This is a genomic window from Sphingomonas sp. NPDC079357, from assembly GCF_044901155.1.
Lineage (GTDB): Bacteria > Pseudomonadota > Alphaproteobacteria > Sphingomonadales > Sphingomonadaceae > Sphingomonas.
In genome coordinates this window covers 1,326,717-1,351,483 of the sequence record NZ_JBJDOM010000001.1, presented here as the reverse complement: position 1 = coordinate 1,351,483, position 24,767 = coordinate 1,326,717, and the positions used below count along the sequence as shown (strand labels likewise).

The following is a 24,767-nucleotide window of genomic DNA, read 5'->3' as shown; positions in this document are numbered from 1 at the left end:
CCGAGCCGGCTCATCGCCCACTGGCGCTTCAGGCGGCGGGTCATCCACCCACGACGGGACCATGGAGACGCCCGAGCCGGGGCCCTTACTGGACTGCGACGTTCCCACTTTCCCTCCGCTTTTTGATAGCCGCCTTCACCGGCCGGCTGACCTCGCCGCGCTCCCAGGCCTGAAACACGCCAGCCGCCCACGGGCGATCGCCGATCTTCGGCACGATATTGGGCTCGATCTGGGCCGGCGGCCGTTCGCGCAGGAAGGCCGCAAGCCGCGCGCCCTGCGCAGGGTCCGCCTCGGCGATCGCGAGACATGCCTCCAGTATCGGCGGAACGCCCCAGGCTTGTTCTTGCCGAGCGCGGTCGAGCAGCCGGTCCATCATCACCGTTGTCTCCGCCCGGGCGACCTTCGCCAGTCGATCGCCAAGCGCGGCGGCCATGTCGGGGTGCTCGAGCAGCGCCGAGAGCAGGTCGGCGGCTTCGGAGGAGAGGCGGTCCTCGGGGGTGACGAGCGGCGCGTGCTCGCGGCTGACGTAGAGCGCGCCGCGCAGGTCGACGTCGGCGAGCGCCGGCGGCAACGTCAGCCACTCTGTGACGAAGGGGTCATCCCACGGCGCCTGGAGCTTCAGCTCCGCCCCGGCCACCGCCTTAGCCTCCCACTCGGCCAAGAACGCCGGCTTGCCGCTGTCGTTGGCGCTCGCGGCCGCTATAAGCTCGGCGTATGCCTTTGGATCACCAAGCCGTTCAAACAGCAGAAGCTTGGCCAAAACAGCTTCGTCGACGCCCACGCCCTGCGCCTTCGAGATCGTCATGCGGATCGCAAGCGCGTTCAGGAAGCGCTTGATCAGTCGCGGGTTGCCCAAGATCCCGGATGCAGTCGTCATGAGCGGGGCCAGCCGGTCGGCCGTGTCGAGCTTACCCACTAGCTCGTCGGGGAACGCGTCGTGGAGCGACTGGACGAAGGCGCGGTCGACGCGCTTCCCCTGCCAAGTCTGGCGGAGCTGCTGGCAAACGCCGGCGCGGATCGTCTCCTTCACCTCGTCGCGGAGGTCGCTGTTCTCGACGAACAGCAGCATCATGTAGGCGCGCACCTCCTGCGTGCCCAAGGCGGGCACGCGGATTGGCACCTGAATCAGCTTGTCGAAGTAGTTTGTGACGAGCAGATCGTCGCTCACGCCCTCGAAGTGCTTGCGCACCGCGTGCTTGATCATCTCGTTGTCGGCCGCGATCACGAAGGCGGTGTGCTTGAGGAACAGGAAGAGGCGGATCGCCTCTAGCGTCGAGATGGTGGTCGGCGGTAGGCAGCGGTCGAGATCGTCGATGAGCACGACCAGCGTGACGCCGAGTTCCTCGAGCGCCTCCTCGAAGCTCTCCCGCAAGGCCTGGATCTCCTTCGGCGGGGACGTCTCCGCCTTGGGCGCGAGCAGGCCACCAGCGGCCTCCGCCGCCTCCTTCGCCTTCTTCTGAGCGTCATCGAGCTCGCCCTCATCGACGCCGTCGAGCGCGCGCTTGCCCAGGCCGAAAAGGCCGCCGAGCATTCCAACGGGCGGGAGGCCGAGCGCCAGCGCGGCGGCATCGCCCGCCACGATTTTGGCGCCACGCAACCAACGAACCCGCCTGACGATGCTCGCGACCTTATCGACCGCGGTCTCCCGCTTTTCGGCTTCGGCCTGTAGCTTGGCGGCGATCACGTCCATCAAGGCCGCGCGCGCGTCGTCGTAGCCCTGATAGAGCCAGGCGTTGAACTCGACGAAGACGAACTCTCTGCCGTCGGCTTCGGCGGGCCGCGCCGCGAGGGAACTCTGGGTCAGTTTGATCAGCGACGACTTACCGATGCCCCACGCGCCGGAGACGCCGATTGAGATCGGCCGGCCGCGGGCCTGGACGATGATCTCGGCGACGGTGTCAGCAACGCCGGAGAAGTTGAGAAAATCTCGCGCGGTCTCGTTGTCAGCCCACACGTTAGACTCCGATTCTACTTGTGGCCGAGCTACTCGGGTCGACAGGTGAGAACAACCCGCGAACGCTCCGCTCGATGACCTGAAAAGGGGTGCTCGCCCGTCCTGAGGAGGCGGGGACCGGCCCATGCCGATCCCCGAGGCTTCACTCCGCGGCGTCGAGCATGTCCCGCTCGTTGTCCGCGACGTCTTCCTCATCGTCGACGTCGACATCGGTGCTGGCCACCGGCGCGGGCCGTGCTGCGTCGACGCCGTGCACGCGCCGGAAGGTGCGGGACCACACGACGAACTCCTCGTCCATTTGGGCGATGAGGTCGCGCCACGCCTTGCAGTCGCGGGAATCGACGCCCTTGACGTCCACCATCAGCCGGCCGTCATCACCCTCCACCTTGCCGAGCGCCTCGAAGGCGGCTGCGACGGCGTCCATCGCGGTCGCCAGCACGGCGGTGGCGTTGTGCAGGCGATCGGCGGGGGTGTCGCCCGGCCGGTGGGCCTTCGACTTGCCCGGAGGCGGAAACTCGCCCCGCAGAAAGGTGTCGTTCACGATGCGTTCGCCGCCGTCCTCGTCCGCCACCACGTTCCCGGAGTCATCGACGATCCGGATCGCCCGGCCGGCGGCGTGGTCGCGCAGCGCTTGGCCCAGCTGCTGGACGCCCTGCGGCGTCTGACGCATGGCCTCCAGCACCTCGCCGGGTGTCCGCCGGTCGGGCTGGAGGTTGTTCGCCGTGCCGCGGTCGCCGCTCAGCCGCCCGTCGATGACAAGCGGCAGGGCTGACCGCACCGCGAGCTCGAGCGTCGACGGCCCGGGCTCGTCCGCCCGTCCGGCAACCGTCGCCGCCCGCACCTCGTCGAGCGCGTCGGCGACGAGCTTGTCGGTGTCGCGGCCCGTCGGAGCCCAGTCGCCGGCGTGGACCGCCTTGCCGAAGCCCTTGCGCAAGTAGCGCCGGGCCTGATCAAGCCGGCCCGGATCTTCGGCCACCGCACGCAGGATGAGCGCGGTGGCGAGCGAGTTCAGCAGACCCTGGTTGACGTTCTTGCGCGTGGACTGGCTCGTGACGGCCACTCGGATCGCCTCACGCACATGCGGCTCGGGGTTCGTCAGCAGCCGCACGATCTCGGCCGCCCGGCGAGCCGGATCGTCCGACAGGTGCGCCGCTCGCGCCTCGTCCTTGGTCAGGCTCCCGGCGTAGTAGGCGGCCTGCGTCGGCGTGATCAGCCGCCGCCGCTCCAGCTCGTCGAGCACCTCGTCGGCTAGCGACTCGTTCTCAGGCCCTTCGCCCCACGGAGTCGGAGGGTCGACGTGGCGAAGCGCCACGAGCGACTTCAGCGCCGTCGGGAACCCGGTGGCGAAGCCGGAGGCGCCAGCGGAATAGGGCTCGAACCCGACGATGATGAGCGCGGGGATCCGCTCGCAGCGCATCACCGCCTGGTCGTCGCCGCTCGCCGCGCCCGCCTGGAGCGCTTCGTTCAGCCGGCGGATATGCGCCCGGAACTTGGCGTCGCCCTCCTCGTAGGGCACGTCCGCCGAGCGAATGCCGAGGATGTCGTGAGCAGCGGTGAGCCGCGACGACCCTTCGGCCGTCGCGAGCACCGTCACGGGTTCAGAGCCGTCCCCATGGCCGTAGGTAGTCGCCACTAACCACACCGCCTCCATCACGCCCTGATTGCGGATGGAGTCTCGCCAATCATTATTCGCGATGACGTAGGCCTTGGCCTGCTCCGCGGCCCAGGTCAGGTGGTGGCGGCTCTCGATGTCGACCGCGAGCTCGGCCGTCGTGGCCGACACGCCCTTCGGCGTGCGCGGCTCGGGCAGCGGCCGGAACTTCGAGTCCTCTTTGCCAGTGCCGGGGTCGACCGCGAAGGGGTGCTTGCGCGCCGGCAGCGTGCGCGGATTGCGAGCGTCCGGCACGCCCTTACGTGCCCAAACGGTCGTGCGGATGCCGAGCAGCACGCCGCCTGGCACCGCGATGCGCTCGGCGTTGGGGTCGCTCGGTTCGCCGATGCTCTTGCGCACGGCGGACGGGTCAACGACCGCGTTCGCGATCGCCATGGCCGCGCCGCGCGAGAGCCCGAAGGACTCGACGAGCTTGTCGCCGAGCGTCTTCCGTGCGCCGGCGTGGGCGTACTCGGGGAGGGCCTCGACCGGACGGGGGAGGACGGGAGTGTCGTTAAACTTAGGCATCTCACAGGTTCCTTGGCATGCGCGACCGGGCCAAAAGCCTGGTAGGGCCTCGGTCGCGACGGTTAGCGTCGATCCGAGGTGCCAAGGACCGTGAAGGTCCGTGCGCTTCCTCCTTCCGCTTACCGAGCAGGGCTCGGCGTAACCGAAGGCGGCGTTAGCGGTGCGAGACCTTGTCGAGGCGTACAGGACCAGGGGCTCAAACGCCGATGTCCCGCGTGACCGCCCCTTCGCGCGCGAGGCGCAAGGGTTGAGGGTCCCACGACGCTACGTCGCGGTTTCTGTAACATAGATGACGACGAGTGCACGAGTCAATGCCGCGTCGAACACGCCGGCGCGCTTCAGGCGGTCGGATCCGGCTCGGCCACGAGATCGCGCTTGATCCAACTCGCTCACCGGACACGCCGATCCAACCTCACCGACTCGGAACCCTGAATGGAAGTTCCTCGTTCGTTCTGATATTAGAGCGATGCAGGATTATCGAGGAACCCGAAGCGTGACTCCGAGCCGCCCCTTTCTAGGCGAGACCACTGATCGGGAGAAAGCCTTTCCCGACATCGAGTCGCTCGAGCTCACGGTCGCTCAGGACCCTTACGAGCACTACGCTCGCCACGCGTGGCAGCGAGAGAGCCGGTTCACGAAGACGGACATTCCCCGCCGGCTGGGCTGCCTCAATCCCCGCTGCCAGCAGGGCGGGCTCGATTTGGAACAGATCGTTCTGTTCTCTTCCCCTGGCAAGCACAGCTACTACTGCAATGGCCACGAGGGTACGCCCAAGGAGCGTCGCAAGGGCGACCCGTGTGACAATCGCTTCGACGTGATGCTCGCCGTCGTCCGCCGCCCATCTAGGAGCGGTAAGGTGGTTCGGTCCAAAGAACAGCGGCTAGGCTATCTGCGAGGGAAGACGACCGACGGCGACGAGGTCGTAGTCAGCGTGGCGAAGATCGGACGCGACTACCGCATCGGATACGGTCACCGTGATCATCTTTGCCCTCCCTCCGTGCGCGACATGGAAGGGGTCAAGCGCGAGGCGCTCCTCGTCTTTCACGTCCGCGATGCAGCCTTCGAGCCGCAGTGACTCTGCGGCGCCAAAGCCATGAGCGACGAGGAAGAACAGGAAACAGACCCGCCAAGCGTGGTGCTCGCATCGCTGGCGGATCTCGCCTCCGCTGACATCGCGGCCGCGCTCGACGGCCTCGACCACGCTGACGATCATGCGCTGGAGCGGGCGCTGGATCACGCAGCGAAGGAAGCCGAGGCCCGCGGAGCCTCGCCCGCGCAGCGCGGCTACGGGCTGCTGTCGATCCTCTGCACGCTTCACCTGCGCGTCGAAGACCAGGCCGCAGTCTGGGGACCGCGTTGGCAGGGGCCGGAGGGGCGCTCGTACACCGCGAGCGACTTTCGCGGCGAACAGACCGCCATCTTAGCCGAGATGGCGGGGGCGATCACCCATCCCGCGCTCCGAGCGAGGGTAGCGGACGTCGTCTGGCATAACGACCGTGCGCGGCGCGCGGCAGCGAACCTCGCGGTCGAAGCCTACTGCGAACTGATCGAACGCCGTTTGGACGGCAGCTACGTGCGCCGGTTCTCGCCGGATAGCATCCTCGATCTCGTGGACTGGTTCCACCGCGCTCTCCAGATCGTCGCTTTGTCGCGCAAGCGCGGGGAGATGCCGGAGGCACCCCGGCGCGTGTTCGAGTCCCTGTACGCTCAAGCCGACCCGGCCGGGCAGTATGTCGCTTTCACCAAGCTCGCGCGTCTTGGCGTGGAGTACGGCCTGACCGAGTGGGCCAAGGTTGCCCCCGACGCTGAGCGGCTCGCGGACCGACGCGGCGGCGGCGATTACCCGATGGCCGTGCAAGGCGTCTGGGACCTAGCCGCCCAGGGCTACGCCAAGCTCGGCGACGATGAGGCTCAGCGCCGCTGCCAGGAACGGTCGGTCGACGAGACGCTTCGGATGCGCGAGCAGGTCGGCTCCGCGGCGGCGCAGGCCTACTGGACCCGCAAGGCGATCGGCGAGCTGCGGGCGGCGAGGGGCTTCAAGGACCGCATCGCCAAACTGCGGGCGGAGCTGCGCGAATTCCAGGACGCCTCGCTCGACGAGTTCGGCCAGTTCAGCATCCCGATGGACCTGACCAAGGAGCGCCAGGGGACGATCGAGCTCTTCGACGGGCTGACCCTGCCTGACATCCTGCTCCAGTTCGCCCTGCTCTCGACGTCGCCCAAGGTAGAGGAGCTACGGCGGCAGGCGCTCGAAAGTCGCAAGAGCAGCTTCTTCGGCTCGCTCTTCGGGGCCAGCTATTCCGATCACGAAGGCAAGACGGTCGCCGAAACGCGGGCAACACCGCTCGAGGGCGAGCCCGACGAGGCTTGGTTTAAAGAGCAATCGCTTCAATATCTCGACCTCTGGCGGCACCAGATCGTCGGCGGCTTCATCGAACCGGCCCGGCGCACCGTCATGCTCAGGTTTCCGCTGGAGGAGCGGCACTTCGGGCCGATCGCGAGCATGAGCCCGTTTGTTCCGCCGGGGCACGAGCACCTGTTCGCGCTCGGCCTCGCGCGATTTTGGCAGGGCGACTACGCCTCGGCCGCACACCTGCTCATCCCGCAGCTCGAGAACTCGCTTCGCTACGTCCTCCTGAACGCCAACCGCGAGTCGTCGAAGATGAAGCCGAACCTACTCCAAGAAGATCGTTCGCTATCGGGGCTGCTCCAGTGGCTACGTCCCGAGCTTGCGGAGATTTTCGGCGCGGACCTCGTCAACGAGATCGACCTCCTCTTCAATCATCGTCCAGGCCCCGCGCTGCGGCACGACCTGGCGCATGGCAAGATGTCGGTCGGGGCCTGCTACGATCCCACCGCGATATATGCGTGCTGGCTGATCTACCAGCTCATGTGCCTCCCTCTGGTCCGCCATTGGAAGGATCGGGTCGCACCAGCACTCGAGCGGGCTGCCATCTAAAGAGTTGGGGGCCGCATGCTCCCTTATGCGGGCTCCTGGTCGCTCCGAATAGCGCAACGCTCGGTGTAGCAGGCCGGAACTCACCCCGGTTTACTTAATTCCCCTTCGACCGTCGGATCAGGTGCTTTAAGTTCAAACGTCGGGGTGTCCGTCCACTTCAGCGCCTGGTGCACCCGGACACGGAGCGTGCCTTTCATCTCTTCGCCGAGCTCAAAGGTCAGCTCGGCGTGCCGATCAGGAGCTGTCGTCTCGGCATATCGCACCTCGCGAAGCGACATTGCGGAGAACAGCCAAGCCTCGCCCGGTCGGAAATCGGCACCAAACACGTCGACGCCCTCGACCGTGGCGATGTAGGACGCCCCTCTGCCCGCGCGCGGGCGCTGCTCGATCGCTAGTCCCGGTCGATCCGCGGCCGGCGCATAAAGGAACCGTCGGAGCGCCCGGCCCTCGGCGTTGCGCGAAACGACGAGCACTGGCTCTGGGCCGACTTGCTGGATCAGTGGTCGCAAGTCGCGCCAGAATGCTTCCTCTTCCGCTCGACCAGCGACCGTCGCCTCGATGCGAGGGCGCTGGCAGAACGCAGCCCAGGCGTGCCGACCCGCCATTTCGCGGGACCCGGAGACCAGCATCTCCTCGAAGCTGGAGCTAGGCGACTCCATCGGCGGCTCTGTGAGCTGCGCCTTGCCGATGCCCGAGAAGGTCATGTCGCGCCACTCGGCGATGTCGCTTTCGGCTGCGCGACCGACCTCCACACCGCGAAAGAAGGGCGCCTCGACTTCCGAGGTCAGCAGCGCTTCTTCGATCGCTAAGCGGAGACGCTCCAGATTCGCGGGGTCGGCAGGGCGAGCTTGAAGTCGGTGTCGCCGCTTCTCCTCGATCGCATTTGCAATCTCGCTGACGATCTCCCGCAATCGAGCCTTTGACCGCTGCGGGTCCCGGTTTGGCGAAAGAAGCTGCATGCCGCGATCAAGCGCGGGAAACGGCTGCTCCAGCGTCGAGTGGAAGCGCTCGAGCTGGTGGAGGATGTCTCGCAGCGAGCCGTCGCCTTCCGGTAGCACATCCTCCTCGTGCGCGAGCGCGGTGATGCGCTCCTTCAGACCGTCGTCGCCCTCGTCGGGAACATGCGCAAGCAGGATTACGAGGTCGGACAATAAGAGACCGTCACGCCCGTGCAGCGTAGAGGGCGTAAACACGCGCCCTGGCACCACGCGACGCTCGGTCATGTTGTCGAGCACTGCGACGGAGTGGTCGAGCTCGGCCGCGTAGGAGCCATCGCGATACCGCTCTCCCGTCATCTCAAGGCGCAGCAGGTCAAGAAACAGCGAACGGAAGCTCAGCGGTTCCCAACCTGTATGACGGTGATCGTCGTCGCTCGCCTCTCGGCTGAGCAGCGCCCGCGCGGTGCGCGCACCAATATCCGAGGCTTGCTTCTCGTTGATGGTCCAGAACAGTAGCAGCGCTGACGTCAGCAACACGGTGTCGTCGTGCGCACCCCGGATTACACTTGCGAACAGCTGGTCCGGTGTTGGCGGCGGCATGTAATCGTAGCCGAGCGGAGCGGCCTTTGCGCTCGCCTCTGGCCAGTCCAGTTCGAGGATGCTCGGGAACAGCAGACGCCGGTGCCGCAGCTCGGCTCGATCGTCCAATCGATGATCGACCGCGTGTGCCCACCGCACCAGCGCCTCACGGAACAGGGCGGCACCCGTTTCGTCTTCGTTCCAAACAGCCGTGGCGAGGCAGTAGGCCGTGTTCGTCAGGTGCTGCCACAGGAAGGGCCAGCTCGCCCTGAACGCCGCCCAGCGCTCGACGTCCGTGCGCTCTCCACGCTCACGCCAACCGTACATGGACCGCGGGTAGTGGAGCAGGCTTTCCCAAGCTCCCACGATATCGGGAATCGCGCTCTCGTACGCCTTCGCGTCAGACCCCGCGAGCGCCAGCCGGGGCTCCGCAGCCTGCCCCTGACGGGTCTCGACGGTGGTGCGCTTCGTCACCCAGGCTTCGAGCCGGCTGACGAGCAACGGACCAAGATCCAAGATCGCGCGCAATACGTTCGGCGACATCTCCGGGTCGCCGGGTCCTGGCATGAGTCGGCCGGGAACGTAGGCGAGGGATCGGGCGAAATGGCTGTCGTCAACGAGCTTGTCCGCGGCGCGCTCGAATAACCGACGGTACTGCCTGATCCACTCCTTATGTGGCGCATGCCATGCATTCCCCGCGATCTCGGCGAAGTTGAAAGCAGCACCTTTCGGGTCGCGCGAGGCTCCGAGCGCCAGCAAGAACCGGTGATAACGGGTCATCTCGCGGAACGCGCCGTCGAAGGCGACCGGCGCAAGGCGCTCGATCTGCGCCGCTACCTTGTCGGCCAACTCTTCGAGGATCTCCTCGGGGCTGGGGAGCTCACTCTTAATCGCGGCTGCTCCTAAAGATGAAAGCATGCCGCAAAACGAGTTTCTCGAAGGCGGTCAGGGGCATACCTTCGCGCCTTCGGCACCAGCTGACGTTTCCACGAAGTATCCCGCCCATCTGGGGCGTGAACCATATCGAGGGTCCCTGGCGCCCAAGACCTCGCGACGGTGGCGTGGGTTGCTCAGCAGTCGCTCTAACACACCGGGCGGACCAGCGCCGCAACACCCAGCGTACCCACGCCATCCTGACGTCGTGCAGCACGGCCGGTCGATGAAAGACCGTCTCGACTTCGACGGCCCAAGGCGCGCCGAAGTCGAAGCCGAAGGCCGCGGTGGGGCGCTCCGGGTCCTCATCGTTGTCGCCGATAAGCTCCTTCGTCGCGAGCCCATACAGCTGCTCGCAGAGCCGCTGGGTCAGATCGCGCGGCAGTACGACATTGGCGGTGTAGCGTTCGCGGAGCATCTCGCGAGCCGACTGCTGGACGAACCGAAACGTCGTCGCGATGAAGTAGGCCACCGCGGCGAGGTTCAAAAGCAACCAGGCAAGGTGGAGACCCAACAAGCAAAGCTTGAAGATCTGAAGCTCGGTCCCGAGCCCGAGGCGGTGAAGTAGGAACTGCAAGGGCCAGAGGAGCTGGGCGCACAACACCGCTGCCAGGGCGACGCAGCTCGCGACGAGCTCGAACGAACAAGCGGCTGAAGATGGAAGCGCGGTAGCCGACCCGAATGTCGATAAGTTGGTCATCACGCCATGTGCTTTCCTACGTGAGTCGCTGATCGTTGAGCGATCCGCCGTGCATGTTGACCGAAGCCAGAGCCACGGTTTGCGGATCGTAGGTCATGCCGGCCAGCGTTCCGTCGGCGATGCGGGCGACAATTTCGTCGATTATGGGCAACGGAACCAGGAACCATTCGCGTGGACGAACCGGTTTGCCGAATCGATCGGGTATCTCGACGTCGAAGCGAACGGGGTCGAGGACGCGGTGGATCAGCGCCTCCAAGCGGGAGCGGTGTACGTCGTACAGCTTGTAGGTGGCGACGACGTCCACACCGGCAAGGAGATAGGTGGCGTCCTCGGCGGCACCTGCGACGCGCGCCTCGACCGATCCGCCGGTAATGCCGATCTTGTGGACGAGATCGCGGTGCGCGGCGATGGTCGGGTGCGTCGAGCGGCTGCGCAGGACGTAGAGTGTGCCGGTCGGCAGGTGGTCGGGCTCGACCTCGGCCTTCGCGGTGCTGTCGAACAGCGGTCCGGCGGTCGGTTCGGTGATCCGGCGGCCGCCCTCGTCCTTGTACAGCGCGCGCTGAAGCGAGCGGAGCAGCAGGTCGCTTTCGGTGCCGTTGGAATAGACGACGCGCAAGCGGGCGTCGGTTTCGCCATTGGGCGCCGCGATCGGCTCGCCCACCTCGGCCACATAGGCCAACTGGCCGCTGACGATGAAGAATTCGCCCTGCTTAATATCGGCCTTCGACATGCCGAGATCGCGGACGAAGGGGCGCGTGGTGCGGACGCCTGCGTCGAGATCGGCCTGGACCTGGTCGAAGAGCGGCCTGAACGTCGCGAAATCGTCGCATCGTTTGGCGCTGGCGACCTCCTCGGCGGCCTGGCGATCGGCATTGGAGCGGACGTTGCGCAACTGGGTAATGTCGTTCGATGCGTCGAACTCGATCCCCAATTCGGCGAGCAGCGCGTTGTCGTCCAGATCGTCGATGGCATCGGCCCCCATCGCGCCGTCCAACAGGCCGTGTACGTCCATATCCGCCAGCAGTTCGCGGCATTCGGCCTGCGCGCGGAGCCGGTCGAGGCGCACGGCGTAGAGCCGCTCAAAGATGTCGCGGCCTTCGCCATGCCGGGGGACGCGGCCGTGTTCGTCATGGAAGCGGACGATATCCTCGAAGCCCGCTATGATCCGTTCCTCGCGCGGGGTGCGGGCGCGGACCTTCTTGGGTGTTAGGTCGACGCCGAGTTCGGCGAGAATATCGTCGTCGGTCATGTCAGCCATGAACGGCGCCCCCCGCGGCCTGAGCTTTCGCGCGAAAGCGGGCGAATGCGGCGACGCCTTCCGCCAGCTGGCGCTCCCAAGGATCCTGCGACGTCGCCTCGGGCGCGCGGCCACGTTCGCGTTTCCACTGGACCGCGCGGATCGCGAAGGCGCGCGCCTCTTCCTCGGTCAGCGTGGTCTTGCGCGCCGAGATCGCCGCCTGCACCTGCCGCAGCGTAGCCTCGTTCATCGCCTTGGCGATGATCGCCTGCGCGGCATCGAAGGGGTTGATCCGGTCGATCAGGTCGATGTCGAGCTCGCGCACGTTCATGAACTTCCGCACGCCATCGACGAACGAGGTGTTCGCCTTCAACTCGCCCGTACCGTCGTCACTCGCCGTCTCAGTGACGATCTTCGCCGCCTGCTGGGTGATGTTGAGCGCGGCGATGGCGTGCTGGCGGATCGCTTCCTGGTCCGTCTCGCTGAGGTCGGGGTAGCGGTCGCGGACGATCTTGCCCATGCGGACCTGGGTCAGTTCCTCCGGGACCACCTCCGGGTCGAATAGGCCGCGCTCGATCGCCTGCTTGTCCTGGATGAAGCTGGTGATGACCTCGTTGATGTCCTCGGCGCAGATGCGCTTGCCCTCGGTCGAGCTCGGCAGCACCAGGTCTTTCAGCTCGAAGTGGAACTGGCCGCGTTCCTCGTTCCACCCGACATTCGTGCGGCCCTCGACATACCCGTCGGGACCATAGACGAAGCCGTCCTTCGGCCCGACGTCCTTGGGCGTGAACTCGAAGCGCGGGGCCAGCACCTGTTCCATCAACAGGCTGGCGGCGATCGCCTTCAGCGTGTCATTGACCGCCTCGGCCACCACGTCGTCGGCGGCGGCGGGTTCGGCGATCAGGTTGGTGAAGCGTGCGACCGTCTTGCCCGGCGCGTCGCGGGTGGCGCGGCCGATGATCTGGATGATCTCGGTCAGGCTGGAGCGATAGCCGACGGTCAGCGCATGCTCGCACCAGATCCAGTCGAACCCCTCCTTCGCCATGCCCAGCGCGATGATGACGTCGACATGATCGCGGTTGCTCCGCGCCTCCGGGCTTTTCAAGGCCGCCGCTACGCGGTCGCGCTTGGCGGGATCGTCATCGACCAGATCGGCGACCTTGATCGTCGCGCCCGCCGCCGTTTCGATCAGGTGGAAGCCGGTGACGGGATCGGTGCCTTTCCACGTGCCGAGGTGATCCATGATCTCCTCGACCTCGCGATGCTTGTCCTTGGTGCTTTCGCGGCTGTTGACGCTGGGGATGTGAACGATCGTCTTCACCGCCGGATCGAGCAGATCGTTGATCTTGTCGATATAGCGGCCGGTGTAGAAGCTGTACGCAATGTCGAGCGTCTTCAGGTAGCGATAGCCGTTGAGCTGCTCGTAATAGGTGTAGGTGACGGCGGTGAACTTCGCCTCGTCCTCCGCCGACATCACCGCGACCGCGTCGCCGCGGAAATAGCTGCCGGTCATCGCGACCAGATGGACCTTGTCGCGCGCGATCAGCTGGCCCAGTTGCGCGCCCAGCCGGTTCTCCGGGTTCGCCGAGACGTGGTGGAACTCGTCCACCGCGATCAGCCGCCCGTCGAAGGCCGCAATGCCCAATTCGTCAATCGCGAAGCGGAAGGTGGCGTGGGTGCAGACGAGAACCGTGTCGTCACAGCCCAGAAACTCGCCGACTGCCTTCACTTTCGACTTAGCGACCTTCACGTCGTCGGCGCCGGGCGTGTTGCACAGGTTCCAGTGCGGCTTCACCGTCCAGTCGGCCCAGAAGCCGTGCGCCGACAACGGCTCGTCGGCGAAGCTGCCACCGATCGAGCGTTCCGGGACGACGATGATCGCCTGTCTGACGCCCTGGTTGTGCAGCTTGTCGAGCGCGATGAACATCAGCGCGCGGGACTTGCCCGACGCGGGCGGCGACTTGATCAGCAGATATTGCTCGCCGCGATGCGCATAGGCGCGCGCCTGCATCGGCCGCATGCCGAGTTCGTTGGCGCTGGAAGACGCGCCGGTCTGGCCGGTGACGAGGCGGACGGCGGGGATGGGTCGGTTCTCGGTCACTGGTCAGCCTTATCGTGTTGGTCGACGAAGGCGGCCACGGAGCCGTAATGCTCCTTCACCCGCGTCTGCACCTTGCGCATCATGTCGGAGCCGCGCTCCGCCCAGCCATGCTTTTCGAACATGGCAGCGAAACCGCCATATCGTTCGGACGCGATCTGCGAGATCGCCTTGGCGTCGCCACCTTGTTCGAATTTGCTCATGCCATCGCCTCGTCCGCCCCAAGGCCGAACTGCTCGCGGAGGAAGTCAGCGGTCTGCTGGTCGTAGATCTTACAGGCGATCGCCTGATTGGCGAAGATGCCCTGATACGTCTTGGCCTCGCTGCGCGGATAGGTGCGTCGCCAGTCCACCCCCACTACATAAGCCGCGCGATCGGGATCATCGCTGAACTGCGTCAGATACCGGGTCGGCAGCACGTCAGTCAGCTTGCGGCCATCCGCCAGCACGAAATCCGATGCGAGCGTCTTGGGCGTGGTGACACGGCCATAGCCGAGATAGCCGGTCTTTTTCTGATAATAGAAGATCGGTGCACCGACCTCGAGCCGGTCGAGCTGATTGGTATAGTGCCGCCCGCCGTCGGCACCGAAGATGCCGTGCTGGCGCAGCTCTTCCCACGGCCGGTCTTCCTCCGCCCCGCCGGTGACATAATAAAGCCCCGACCACGGCGCCCTCGCCTTCTTCACGGCGCGGTCCTTCACCTCTTCCTGATCGAGCAAGCTGTCGGTGGTCAGCCATTCGTGACCCTGGTCGCCGAAGATGTTGAAGAAGCTGGCGTTGATGCCGACGTCATGCTCCTCGGACAGATATTCGATGATCCGCTTGGTCGCCTCGTCGACTTCGCTCGCCACCACAATCATCTGGTGCGAGGAGTTCAGCGTTTCCGGCACCGCCTTGCCGTAGCGGTCGCGGTACAAGTCCGCCAGAGAGCGGCCGGTGGCGGCGCGGACCAGATCGTGCACGTCCTTGGTGGTCAGATGCCGCACCCAGGACGCATAGTCGAGCACCTGCCCGACGATGTCGCGGGGAGAGCGATCGCGCTTCAATTCGATGATGATGAGGTTGCCGTCCTCGTCCATCGCCAGGAGGTCGATGCGCGTGCCGTGATCGGTCGCCACCTGACGGCCGATGACGAAGCCGTCGACGCCGACCAGGCTGAGGTCGGTCACCACCCAGTCCTCGATCCGGCTCTCGAGGTCGAGCGGCTTGCGGCGGCTTTCGACCAAGCCTTGCTCAGTGATGCGGAACAGGCGGGTCATGCGGCCTTTTTGCCCTTCTTCGGTTTCGGCTGGTTCGCCGTCATCTTGGTGTAGAGGCCGAACAGCTTTTCCAGCCGCTCGGTATCGTTGCGGAAGCGGCGGCCGATATAGATGCGCTCCAGTACCTCGTCATTCTCGTCATGCGCGCGGCGCAGATCGTCAGGCATCGCCTCGGGATCGTAGAGATCGGCGATGGTGGCGGGGAAATGCGCCTCGCGCGCGAGCAGGATGTTCTCGGCGGTGCGGGTGAGGTCGGCCTTGTCCTGTTCGGTGAGCTTGGGGACGGGGAAGGTGTTCCAGCCGAGGGTGTTGGAGTAGCGGTAATCAGTCTTAAGTTTGCCGCAAACGGTGCTCAGCCACGCCAAGTGCATCTTCGATGCAACGATCGAGAGCGCCCAGATGGGCGGATCAAGCATGACAAAAGCAAGGTTCGAGACGACCGTTCCGGCGGGCAAATAGCCGACGGGAAACCAAGCTCGAGACTCGGAGCTAACCGATGGTACGACTATAATCGACCGTGATCCCCAGCCAGCGTTGTGCTGAAATCTATGGGGGATCATGGAAAGCTCTTCTCGCGCCTCTTTTTTTGGACTGAGAAGCCTCAATTCACGAACTCTGCGCAATCGCTCAACTAAAGTTGGGATGAGATCAACCTGAGGCAGGTCCGCGTCAGGAATAACAAGGCAATTTCTTTTTAGCCCTTGAATGAAATCTGCAGAACCCATGAACGAACGTAGCCACTGGGAGGAATTTGGATATCTTACAAGTAGCTGCTCGCTCTCAGCTTCGGAAAGGATGAGGTTCCCACCGTCATTCGGGACGCTGCCGGTGATTAGGGTCGGTAATTGCGTGCTAATTGGACGAGGCTGACTCTCGACATAGGTGTTCTCACCGTCGAGCAGGTAGGCATTTATCTGTCGAACCGCCTTGGCGTGACCCTCCTCGTAGATCATCCTAGCTCGCCCGCACGATCCGGCGCACAAACCAACCACGACTACGATAACCCCAGCATTATTCGCAGCGCTATTTCGCCATTTGAACGAAAGGTGAGCGAATGACACGCTCACTCCACCCGCAAGCACAACGGGCCATAGCTGGGGTAGCTGACGACCTTGGGCGATAGAATTCGTCATCACTAAAGCAGATTGTGCGGAAGTTATGCGCACGTAATCCGAGGCAAGCAAAAGAAAGGCGCCAACGTAGTCGACGTACCCCCATTTGTCTAAGCGGCCACCGAACACGGCGTCCATATCCGCTAGATGCCATCCCTCCTTTTTGCCTTTGCCAAGGTAGGGAGGGTTGCCGCAAATATACGTCTCCGCTCCGGCGCCTTCCTCCAGACCATTCGCCTCCAGCGCTAGCCGCCCGGTCGCTCCAGCCAGATCACGCTCCGCTCCGGTCGCCACCCGTGCCGGCGGACACACCTCGAGCCAGTCCAGCCGCAGCGCATTACCAACAGTGATCTGACCCGTTTTGTGCAGCGGTAACACCATCGCGCGCGCTTCTTGCTGGCTGAGGTACAGGCAGTCCGCCTGGAACTCGGCGATCAGCATCGCGAGGCGGGCGATTTCGGCGGCAAAGCCCTTGATCTCGATGCCGTAGAAGTTGCTCAAGGGGATGACGCTGCGCCGCTCCTCCAGCTTCAGATTGGCCTCGCCGCCCAGCCGCTCGACGATCACCGCCTCGATCTCGCGCATCTCCTTGTACGCGATGACCAGGAAATTGCCCGATCCGCACGCCGGATCGAACACGCGGATGTTCGCCATCCGCCGCCGCAGGTTGCGGAGCTTCTGTCGGCTGTCGCCCGCCGCCTCCAGCTGCTCGCGCAAGGAGTTGAGGAACAGCGGGTTTAGCACCTTCAGAATGTTGGGCACGCTGGTATAGTGCATGCCCAGTTCGCCGCGCTCGCCATCGTCGGCGACCGCCTGTATCATCGAGCCGAAGATATCCGGGTTGATCTCCTTCCAGTCCAGCTCGCCCGCACGCAGCAGGTACGCGCGCGCCGTGCGGCTGAAGCGCGGACTCTCGGTCGCGCCGGTGAACAGGCCGCCGTTCACATAGGGAAAGACGTCGGCATAGGGCCGGATGCCTGCCGCGCGCCGATAGCGGTCGTCGAGATTGCCCTCATGCGTGACCGGCGTGTCCATCGCGCGGAACAACTCGGTCAGCACCTCGTGCGTGTTGCCCCATTGCTCATCGCCGCTGCCGTGACCGGCATGGCTCATCTGGGTGATGGTGGCGGTAAACTGGTTCTCGCGGAAGATGCCGGTATCCTCGGCGAAGAAGCAGAAGATCAGCCGTGCCATAAACTGGTTCAGCTCGTGCCGCCGCTCCTCGGTCGCCCAGTCCGGATTGTCCTTCAGCAGCTCGACATACAGCTTGTTGAGCCGCCCCGTCGCCTTGACGTCGATGGGGTTGTTCTTGATTTCCTTGACCGTTGAGATGCCCGCCAGCGGCAGGAAGGTCGCGAAGTGGCGAGGCAGGTCGGTGTAGGCGCAAGCGACCACGTCGCCGCCGACCAGATCCTCGGCCTCAACCGTCTCGCCATCGGTAGCGAGGAGGAACTTGGCCTTGGCGCTAACGGTCTTGGGACTGGCGCGCAGGGCGGCGAGCGTCGCGCAGACTTCGCCTGCGGGGGCGATGCCGATATGGATGTTGTTGCGCTGCAGGACGCCACCGACATCGGACTGATTGGTGCCGTTCTTCGTCGCTCGCAGGCGGTCGACGGTCGCCTTCTTGGCGCCGAACGCGGTGATGAACTGGAACGGGAATTCGGCGGCGTCGAACGGCTGTTGGACGAGGTCGGATACGGCTTCTTCGATTTCGACGGCGTTCATGCGGTTCGACAGGTCCAAGGTGCTGGCCCGCATCGGCGGGACTGAGTTATCGGGCGGACGATAGGACACGTCCGCCCGATAGTCATCGGTCGTGTGCCGCGTCAGGCTGCCGAGCGGATCGCCTCCATCGGCATGGCGTCGGCGTAGCTGCCACCGGCGGGAACGAAGACCGAGCCAGGAAGCTCGACGCCGTGAACCCGTTCGGTCACTTCTCGCCAGCGGCGGTGAGCGCGCTCGATGCCACTCTTGATCCGGCTCCGCGGCGGCAGCGCCGATGCGGTCAGAACATTGCGGGGGCCGACCGACCAGCGATGCGTGTCCGTCAAAATCTCGACCGACGTGTCGTTGCTGTCGAGGTAGAGCTGTACGTCGGCATGCCAGTCGACGTGGATGGTGGAGCGTGTGGCGAGAGAGACGCCCACCGGTCCGTCGGCGATGGGCAGGTCGAATTGGACGAGGATCATGTCGCGGCCGATCTCCTCGACGATGGCGGCGATTTTGAGCGCTTCGGCGAAGTTCTTGCGCCCGCCGGAGGCGAAGGCGATCGGATTGGCGATGGGTGCATATTCCGGATAGCCCATCGCGACCCGCAGGCCGTGGGTCCACGCCTGCATCGTGTCGATCGAATGCTGCTTGATCATGTCGATAATCTCCTTTGGGCCACCGGCCCGTTCGTTTCTTTTCCGCCCCCTTCACGAAGGCCATCATCGCTGCTCAGCGACAGGCCACCGGTGCGAAAATTTCCGCCTTGCGGGCTTCTGCGGCGAAGGCTGTGGCGAGCAGGTCGTCGCCGTATCGCCGCCAGTCGGCGGCGTAGGCGCGGTGGGCGCAGTGCTCGGCGACGAAGCCCGTCAGCCGTCGCGTCGCCTCCAGGACGGAGGCGGTGCCGCCGGACAGATGACGCCAGCGCATGAGGAGCGTGGCCGTGGTCAACACATCCCCTTCGCAGACCGAGCGGACGGCCGACCATTTCCCCTGCTCCATAAATCGGGAGACGAGGTCCGGGCGGCAGGTCAGTTTTGCCGGGATCCCTAGCCGGGCGGCGATCTCGGCCAGATGAACAGGCACTGCCCCGCCGCACATCTCGCCGCACAAGTCGAGATGCCCCGAGGCATCGCGGCGCCAAGGCGACTGCAGCGCCGTCAGGCTAGACGGCAGCCGCAGCCCCGCATCAATTGCCCCGATCAAAATTTGCGGCAGGTCGGTATGGAATCCACCCCACGTCACGATCCGGACGTGACCGAGATGATCCATGTCCGCAAAGAAGGCCCGCAAGGCAGCGGCCTCGTCCTGCTCCGGCAGGCCCCGGGTTTCGAGACGCACCGGACGCAGGCCGTCCTCGGCCTCAGTCATCACCAGCCAGCTCAGGGTGGTGATCCGGTGGCAGGGCCAGCGTGGCGTGACGCGCGGGTCGGTGCGCACTTCGCGCGGCGACAGATGCCCGGCGTCAACGGGCAGGAAGCGCTCGGCCATCTGGTAGCGGGCATGCGCTTCATGGTCATAGGCGAGCTCGGCGTCGAGGACGACGACGAAGCGGGGCGATGTGCCCTTCCAGAGCGAATTAAGGTCGTGATGCATCATGGTTCTCCGGCGGGCGCTGCGCGTCCGCATGTTGCGCGAGAGGTAGGTCAGCGGGCGGCGGGCTGAGCAGCACGCCAGCGGTCGAGCGCGCGAAGCGCGGCTTGGGCGGGGTGGCCGGCGTCGTCGAAGTTGCCGAACGACCTTGCCCAGCATTGCCAGCCAGCGATTGCCTCGCCGATCAGTTCGATGGCGGTGGTCGCCGGGTTTGGCAGCAGCACGGTCGGCATCGCCGCGTCACACTCGTCGACGGGGGTGCCTCGCGGACACAGGCAGGGCATGAGGTGCGCGCGCGCCTGACGGACATGCCAAGTGTGCCCACGCGGCATGTCGCGCCATCGCCCGGCGGTGTCGGTGGCGGCGGCGATGATGCGCGGATGCCGTGCCGGATCGACGAGCGCGAGTAGACGGCGCGGAACGCTGCCCCAGTTATCCCAGGTGACGATGCCGCTGGCCGCGGGGATGTACCGCTCCAGCCAGTCGAGCAAATCGACGGGTGTATCTCCCTCGTCCAGACACCGGGCGTCGGTAGTGAGGGCATGGCGGCCGCCATCCTCCAGCGTGACGCAGAGCAGCCCGATGCCGCACAGGAGGCGGCCATCTGGCCGGTGCTTGGCTGCGGGGCAGGCACCGATAGTTCTTACAGCTAATGCGATCGAAGCAGGCGCGTAGCCGCGCTCCTCGATCGATAGATCGATGAGGGACATGAATGTTTCCTTGGAACTGGCCACGGTCGCGGCCGGGATCAATCAGTCGGCGGTGAACAGCAGGTCGGCGACGTGAGCCTTTGCAGCGGGGCAGTCCGCCTCCTCCAGCCAAGTGGCAAAGCAGCCAGCCATGGCGCCAGCAACCCCCCGCGCAACGGGGTTCAGCATCGCCAGGCGCCGAATGACCAGCCGGAATGAGGCGATCGCATCGACCTGCGCATCCTGCTGGATGTCGTAGACGTCTGAGCGCATCCAACTGGCGAACCGCCTGCCCGCATCGGTGGGCGCACACAGGATCTGCGAGTGGGTGCAAGCCTGCTGGAACGTCACCGGATCACCGTTGAGGCGGGCGGACAGATCGAGCACGTACTGGTTGCCGCAACCCGCCAGCGTACGCAGGACCGGTGACCACTGCGCACCGGGCAGACGATCGAGTAGCGCGACAGCGTCATCCAGCTGATAACCGGTGATCGTCACGCCTTCGCGCATCAGATGCCGATTTAGCCAGAGCAGCAAGGTGTCAGTGGGGTCCGACGGCCGCAGGATGCAGCTGTCGAGGCTGAAGCGAACCCCCGATCCTTGCAGCGTCGCGGTTAGAACGGCGCCGCCGACAGGCATCTCCCGTTTGATGCCGACATGATGGCCGACATCGAGTTTAATGACGCTCAGCGCGCTGATGATGGATGTAGGAAGCATATGGTTGGGCTCCGGACGCGTGATCGCTTGCCGGATCGCTGGAGCGATCGGTTGTGGACACGCGAATGTTGGGGATGACCGGCGGAACCGGTCGACGACAAAGATTCTGATCGGAGGCCTACCGGCGAATGCCGATCTTGTTTTTCCTTCTTTCAAAATCTTCGCATCAGTCTTTCATAATAATCAGCGACACCGGCGCCGTTTTCCATGCTGCCGATATCGGCGCGGCTACAGCACCGGCTCTACGCCGGTCGCGGTCGTCGGCAGGCCCAGGAAGCGCGAGAAACGCCTCTCCTCGCTATCAGCTGGTGATATCCCGAAAGTTGTTTCGGAATGGCCAGTCGGACCGTCGTCGGCGATCCGGATCGCAGTGTCAGGGTGCCGCCATGCGCCAGCGCGATCTGGCGGGCTAGGCTGAGGCCGATGCCGGTACCGTCGGGCTTGGTGGTGTGGTCGGGGCGGAAGATGCGCGCGGCGGCGTCGGGCGGCACGCCGGCACCATCGTCCTCAATGTCGATCGCGAGCCCTGCGTCAATGACGTGCATACGCAACGCGACCTGGGCCTCGGTGCCGGGGGTGGTTGCCTCCGCGGCGTTCTGAAGCCGCGCCCAGATCGCCTGGTCCATCTGATCGCGGTCGAGCGGCCACCACAGGTCGCCCCCACCGCGACCGACAGCGTTGCCGCGGGCCAGCGTCCGGCGAACAACCGGGCCAGATCGTCTGCCATGTTGCGCAATCGCACGGGCGTCCGCGTCGGGGCGGGCAGCCGGGCGAGCGCGCGGGACGCTTCGGTGAAGCGTTGCAGTCCCTCCGCGCGCCGTGCCAGCGTGCCAGCGTGCCAGCGTGCCAGCGTGCCAGCGTGCCAGCGTGCCAGCGTGCCAGCGTGCCAGCGTGCAGCAGATCGATATCCATCACTGACTGCTCGACCGCCGCCTGGGCCTTGCTGACCGCGGCGCAAGCGCGATTGCAGGCCAATATCGACGGACTGGCCGCGGCAGATCTCGCGCTGAAGGGCGTGCGCGCCGAACATGGCTTCGGCCTGCGTCCAACGATCGACATCCTCGTCGCGGACCAGAGCTTCCGCGGCGCGCAGCTCGCGGCGGCGTCGGCGCGAGCCGATGTGCTGGTGGCACAAGGAGCGCTGTTGCGCGCAACCGGCCGGCTGCGGCAGGACGCGTATGGATGATGGAGATAGCCGGATTGTGTCGCAAAATTCGCCTGACCAGCCTTAACAAAAACCGCGTCCCTTCCTAAAAAGGATTCATGAGCTTCGAAGGCGGAGATATGGATCGCAGTCGCGCTAGCAGCGGCTTGGCGATTTGTGTGTTCGTCGAAGCGCGTTGACGATGAGCGAACTTTACGCCCTCTTGCGATTGATCGCCATGCTGATCTGGCGTGCCAACGATAAGGCAAGATCGATCCTGCCGGTGGTACCGTTGAGGTTGTCGCGCATGTCCGCACGGTTCGTCGATCACCCGCCTTCGGCTTGGGCAGCCCCGTAGATTCCTGTTGATCCGTCTTACCGCCGATCAACAAGGACAATGTCATGAACGAAATAGAACGCGGGCGCGGGCCGGCGAACGTAGCTGCGCATCAGAATGAAGACCCGGAAATCCTAGAGGAGGCCGGGCGTGTCCAGCTCAATGCCGATGGTTCGGTTACCATGGAAGCGCTAGACGAGCTATCAACCTGGGTACTCGGTATAGCCGCGACCTGCGGCAGCGAGGTCGCAGAAAAGGCACGTTACGTCCGCCAGCTGCGCGCGGCGAAGGGTGGTACGTCGAATACGAGCCAGACCGCCGGCCGCTTCCTCGCTCACCCGAGGTTGAAATCGGTGACGCTCACGAATGACCACCGAGCGCTGCTGGAACGGGTAGCCAAGGCGCAGGAGGCGCTTCGGCCCTTGATGGTCGCCGCAATCAGTAAAATGCTCGAACTCGAGCTGCATCTGGCCGACCTTCGGCGATGCGAGGACGCCATTGAGGGCAAGCGCCTTCGTGACATGGAGCAGAGCTATACCTGCATCTGGCCCGAGGCTCGCTCCGTCGTGTCGCGGCTGGGACGGGCCGGGGTACGAGAAGGCCACTGGTCGACAGTGACCCGTGCCACGGAGGATCAGATCGCCCAGCTCATTCTGACGGACAACCTGCTCGCCGGGGTGGGATCGCCCGACGATCCCCAGATGACCGTCGATGGCGAAAGCGATTTGTAGATGAGTGGCCACGCAAGGATGCTCGGCCGGCGGTTGCGGCGCACCCGCTCCTCCCGCGCTAGCGCTGGCCCGCGTGAGCGGGCCAAAAACTCGGCCGCAAGGTCGATCCACCGCTCTGCAGGAGCGCGCATAGTAAAAGATGCTGCGCATCATTTACTAGGTATTGCGCCTCATTCCCTGCTTTTCCATGCAGACCATAAAAAAGCATCAAGTTTGTCAACTTTGACAAATTACCGCAATTTATCTTGCTACATGCCACGCTTGTCGAGAATGGCCGGCAGAGTAGTGGTGATTTTCTGTCGGGCGAAGTCGCCAGATGTCAGCCCACCAGCTCATGCTGGACATCGCTCCATGACAAACTGGTCTGCAAAATCAGTATCTGACAACGGAAAGCATTCCTGATGCGGGAAGTTAATGATCTGATGGCGCTCCTTGTCGCCAGTGTCATGACCCGCGTCACGGGCTTGGACCGATCCGGTCAGGAAATGGTCGAAGCCCTCCATGCCAAAATGATGGCTGGCGACGTGACCGCGAAACACACGCTTCAGAACCCGTGGAACAGCTCGGTTCCGGCTTCGCGGCGCATGCCCGCCATCGAGACACGATTGGAGGAGTTGGGTGGCCAACTGCAAGAAGCCGGACCTGCTTTTTTGGCGCTGCTGCTGGAAATGCAGCGCCTCGAGAAGCAACGGCTTCATCAGCAGGACCGCGAGCAACAGTCGGTGCGCGGAGCAGTCGATATACAATCAGGATCGCTGGAAGCGGGATTCGAGCGCATCGTCCGTGTCCTTCAGGCTGAAGGCGTTACCAACCGGCACGGTAGCAGAGTCTCGGTGGCGACGCTGGCACGGTCAGCGCGTCTGATCCTGCGCCAGACGGAGGACCGCTGGTCCGATGAAGTTGTTTCGGTACGAGAATTGTCGCAGGCGAACGTTTTGCAGCGCGTTTGCGTGTTGCACGGCTGGAGTCTCCGCACCGGCGAGGTTCATGATTTCGACGGGTTGGGCGTGTTATGGCATCAAGACCCCGTGCACGGTACTTGGCGTACGGAGATCGCCCGAAATCCCAATTTCGATGCGAGCCGGTATCGTACGGCGTTGCCTGTCCCGGTGACGATCGATCCACCAGGTATTCCTCGGGATTGGACGCCGGAGAGTATGGTAGAGATGCATCCCGTCATTTGGGACGCACTTCCGCCGGACAAATATTATCGGTCATTCGTTCGTGAGCTGGAGGACGGAGAAAATCTCGCGTTCAATTGGACAGACGATTGGTCCGGGAACCCGGAACCGATGCCACGTCACGCCACCCTGGAGGCGATGCTCCGGTGGGACGAACGGTTCGCGGGCGATTATCGGCGGGCGGAGATGCGTTTCCGCGTGCTAGACGGGTATCGCGCGGAATTGGGGGACGTGACGCTTGAGGAACTTGCGCAATCCCCCAAGGAAAAAGCCAGAGAGTTGCTCGATTTTGCTTTTCCGGTGGGCAGGACCGTGCTTTTCGATGTCGTCAAATGGGATGCTTGGCGGCCTTGGGGCATTTTATTAAAAACATTGAAAGTTTTTTTGGAATGTCATCCCGACGATCAGGGTGCGCGTGGCAGCCTTGTTTTCGCTTGGGCATATTTCCTGAAGGGCCGTTTGGCTCAATCCGACGACGACCTTCCCGCCTTCGTGCGCGAGGCGCTGTTCGACTGGATGATGCTGCCCGTCACTTCTACGCTGACCCCGGCCGTGCGTATTCTCGTTCCACGCGATACGCTTACGATAGATGGCGGGCGAAGGCTGGAGGAGAGCGACGAGGATTAGGTCACGATCCGGCCGTCAGGCTTGTTTTGGAACACTGACTCGCCACAGCGAGGCCTGCAAATAATTCGATTGTAACATTTAGTAGCTGTTATCG

The 24,767-nt window shown here is 64.5% G+C and carries 19 protein-coding genes; 6 read left to right on the top strand and 13 right to left on the bottom strand.

The genetic code is table 11. The features are described 5' to 3' along the window. Window positions 1-85: 85 nt before the first annotated feature. Window positions 86-1,954, bottom strand: coding sequence for a P-loop NTPase fold protein (locus ACI2JO_RS06310; protein WP_404719848.1), 1,869 nt, complete (start codon window positions 1,952-1,954; stop codon window positions 86-88). 142 nt (window positions 1,955-2,096) lie between these two features. Next, complete coding sequence (locus ACI2JO_RS06305) at window positions 2,097-4,133, bottom strand: hypothetical protein (protein WP_404719847.1); 2,037 nt, start codon at window positions 4,131-4,133, stop codon at window positions 2,097-2,099. Between the two features lie 493 nt (window positions 4,134-4,626). On the opposite strand from ACI2JO_RS06305, the gene ACI2JO_RS06300 reads away from it, so the two are divergent. Together ACI2JO_RS06300 and ACI2JO_RS06295 are read left to right on the top strand one after the other, a co-directional pair. Beyond that, a complete protein-coding gene (locus tag ACI2JO_RS06300) occupies window positions 4,627-5,208 on the top strand; it encodes a hypothetical protein (RefSeq protein ID WP_404719846.1) in 582 nt (193 codons plus the stop codon). Between the two features lie 18 nt (window positions 5,209-5,226). Beyond that, complete coding sequence (locus ACI2JO_RS06295; protein ID WP_404719845.1) at window positions 5,227-7,092, top strand: DUF4209 domain-containing protein; 1,866 nt, start codon at window positions 5,227-5,229, stop codon at window positions 7,090-7,092. 80 nt (window positions 7,093-7,172) lie between these two features. Here the strand turns inward: ACI2JO_RS06295 and ACI2JO_RS06290 are convergent, their stop codons facing one another. After that, a complete protein-coding gene (locus tag ACI2JO_RS06290; RefSeq protein WP_404719844.1) occupies window positions 7,173-9,458 on the bottom strand; it encodes a hypothetical protein in 2,286 nt (761 codons plus the stop codon). A 310-nt stretch (window positions 9,459-9,768) separates the two neighbouring features. Here ACI2JO_RS06290 and ACI2JO_RS06285 point away from each other — a divergent pair, with 310 nt between their 5' ends. After that, a complete protein-coding gene (locus ACI2JO_RS06285) occupies window positions 9,769-10,110 on the top strand; it encodes a hypothetical protein (protein WP_404719843.1) in 342 nt (113 codons plus the stop codon). A 148-nt stretch (window positions 10,111-10,258) separates the two neighbouring features. Here ACI2JO_RS06285 and ACI2JO_RS06280 read toward each other — a convergent pair whose 3' ends face one another. The 10 genes from ACI2JO_RS06280 to ACI2JO_RS06235 all read right to left on the bottom strand — a co-directional run bounded on the left by ACI2JO_RS06280 (window position 10,259) and on the right by ACI2JO_RS06235 (window position 21,279). Further along, window positions 10,259-11,500, bottom strand: coding sequence for a GIY-YIG nuclease family protein (locus ACI2JO_RS06280; RefSeq protein WP_404719842.1), 1,242 nt, complete (start codon window positions 11,498-11,500; stop codon window positions 10,259-10,261). Further along, the gene (locus tag ACI2JO_RS06275) at window positions 11,493-13,580 is read right to left on the bottom strand and encodes a DEAD/DEAH box helicase (RefSeq protein WP_404719841.1); all 2,088 of its coding nucleotides are present in this window, start codon (window positions 13,578-13,580) and stop codon (window positions 11,493-11,495) included. Before ACI2JO_RS06275 ends, ACI2JO_RS06280 begins: the two co-directional genes overlap by 8 nt. Beyond that, on the bottom strand, window positions 13,577-13,780 hold the full coding sequence (locus ACI2JO_RS06270; protein ID WP_404719840.1) for a hypothetical protein: 204 nt from the start codon (window positions 13,778-13,780) through the stop codon (window positions 13,577-13,579). The genes ACI2JO_RS06275 and ACI2JO_RS06270 overlap by 4 nt, the downstream gene beginning before the upstream one ends. After that, the gene (locus tag ACI2JO_RS06265; RefSeq protein ID WP_404719839.1) at window positions 13,777-14,835 is read right to left on the bottom strand and encodes an endonuclease NucS domain-containing protein; all 1,059 of its coding nucleotides are present in this window, start codon (window positions 14,833-14,835) and stop codon (window positions 13,777-13,779) included. Before ACI2JO_RS06265 ends, ACI2JO_RS06270 begins: the two co-directional genes overlap by 4 nt. After that, window positions 14,832-17,672 carry a class I SAM-dependent DNA methyltransferase gene (locus ACI2JO_RS06260; RefSeq protein ID WP_404720337.1) on the bottom strand — a complete coding sequence of 947 codons (2,841 nt, stop codon included), beginning with the start codon at window positions 17,670-17,672 and terminating at the stop codon, window positions 14,832-14,834. The genes ACI2JO_RS06265 and ACI2JO_RS06260 overlap by 4 nt, the downstream gene beginning before the upstream one ends. Before the next feature lie 101 nt (window positions 17,673-17,773). Next, window positions 17,774-18,313, bottom strand: a complete 540-nt coding sequence (locus ACI2JO_RS06255; protein ID WP_404719838.1) for a hypothetical protein — start codon at window positions 18,311-18,313, stop codon at window positions 17,774-17,776. A gap of 73 nt (window positions 18,314-18,386) precedes the next feature. Continuing rightward, window positions 18,387-19,250, bottom strand: a complete 864-nt coding sequence (locus ACI2JO_RS06250; protein ID WP_404719837.1) for a hypothetical protein — start codon at window positions 19,248-19,250, stop codon at window positions 18,387-18,389. A gap of 50 nt (window positions 19,251-19,300) precedes the next feature. Continuing rightward, the gene (locus tag ACI2JO_RS06245) at window positions 19,301-19,957 is read right to left on the bottom strand and encodes a hypothetical protein (RefSeq protein ID WP_404719836.1); all 657 of its coding nucleotides are present in this window, start codon (window positions 19,955-19,957) and stop codon (window positions 19,301-19,303) included. Window positions 19,958-19,999: 42 nt separating this feature from the next. Continuing rightward, window positions 20,000-20,653, bottom strand: coding sequence for a hypothetical protein (locus ACI2JO_RS06240; protein ID WP_404719835.1), 654 nt, complete (start codon window positions 20,651-20,653; stop codon window positions 20,000-20,002). Window positions 20,654-20,895: 242 nt separating this feature from the next. Continuing rightward, a complete protein-coding gene (locus ACI2JO_RS06235) occupies window positions 20,896-21,279 on the bottom strand; it encodes an ATP-binding protein (RefSeq protein ID WP_404719834.1) in 384 nt (127 codons plus the stop codon). Between the two features lie 314 nt (window positions 21,280-21,593). Here ACI2JO_RS06235 and ACI2JO_RS06230 point away from each other — a divergent pair, with 314 nt between their 5' ends. The 3 genes from ACI2JO_RS06230 (at window position 21,594) to ACI2JO_RS06220 (ending at window position 24,673) form a co-directional block, all read left to right on the top strand. Continuing rightward, on the top strand, window positions 21,594-21,839 hold the full coding sequence (locus tag ACI2JO_RS06230; protein ID WP_404719833.1) for a hypothetical protein: 246 nt from the start codon (window positions 21,594-21,596) through the stop codon (window positions 21,837-21,839). Window positions 21,840-22,199: 360 nt separating this feature from the next. Further along, window positions 22,200-22,865, top strand: a complete 666-nt coding sequence (locus ACI2JO_RS06225) for a hypothetical protein (RefSeq protein ID WP_404719832.1) — start codon at window positions 22,200-22,202, stop codon at window positions 22,863-22,865. A 401-nt stretch (window positions 22,866-23,266) separates the two neighbouring features. After that, entirely contained in the window at window positions 23,267-24,673 is a 1,407-nt protein-coding gene (locus ACI2JO_RS06220; protein WP_404719831.1) for a hypothetical protein, read from the top strand. Window positions 24,674-24,767: the final 94 nt, after the last annotated feature.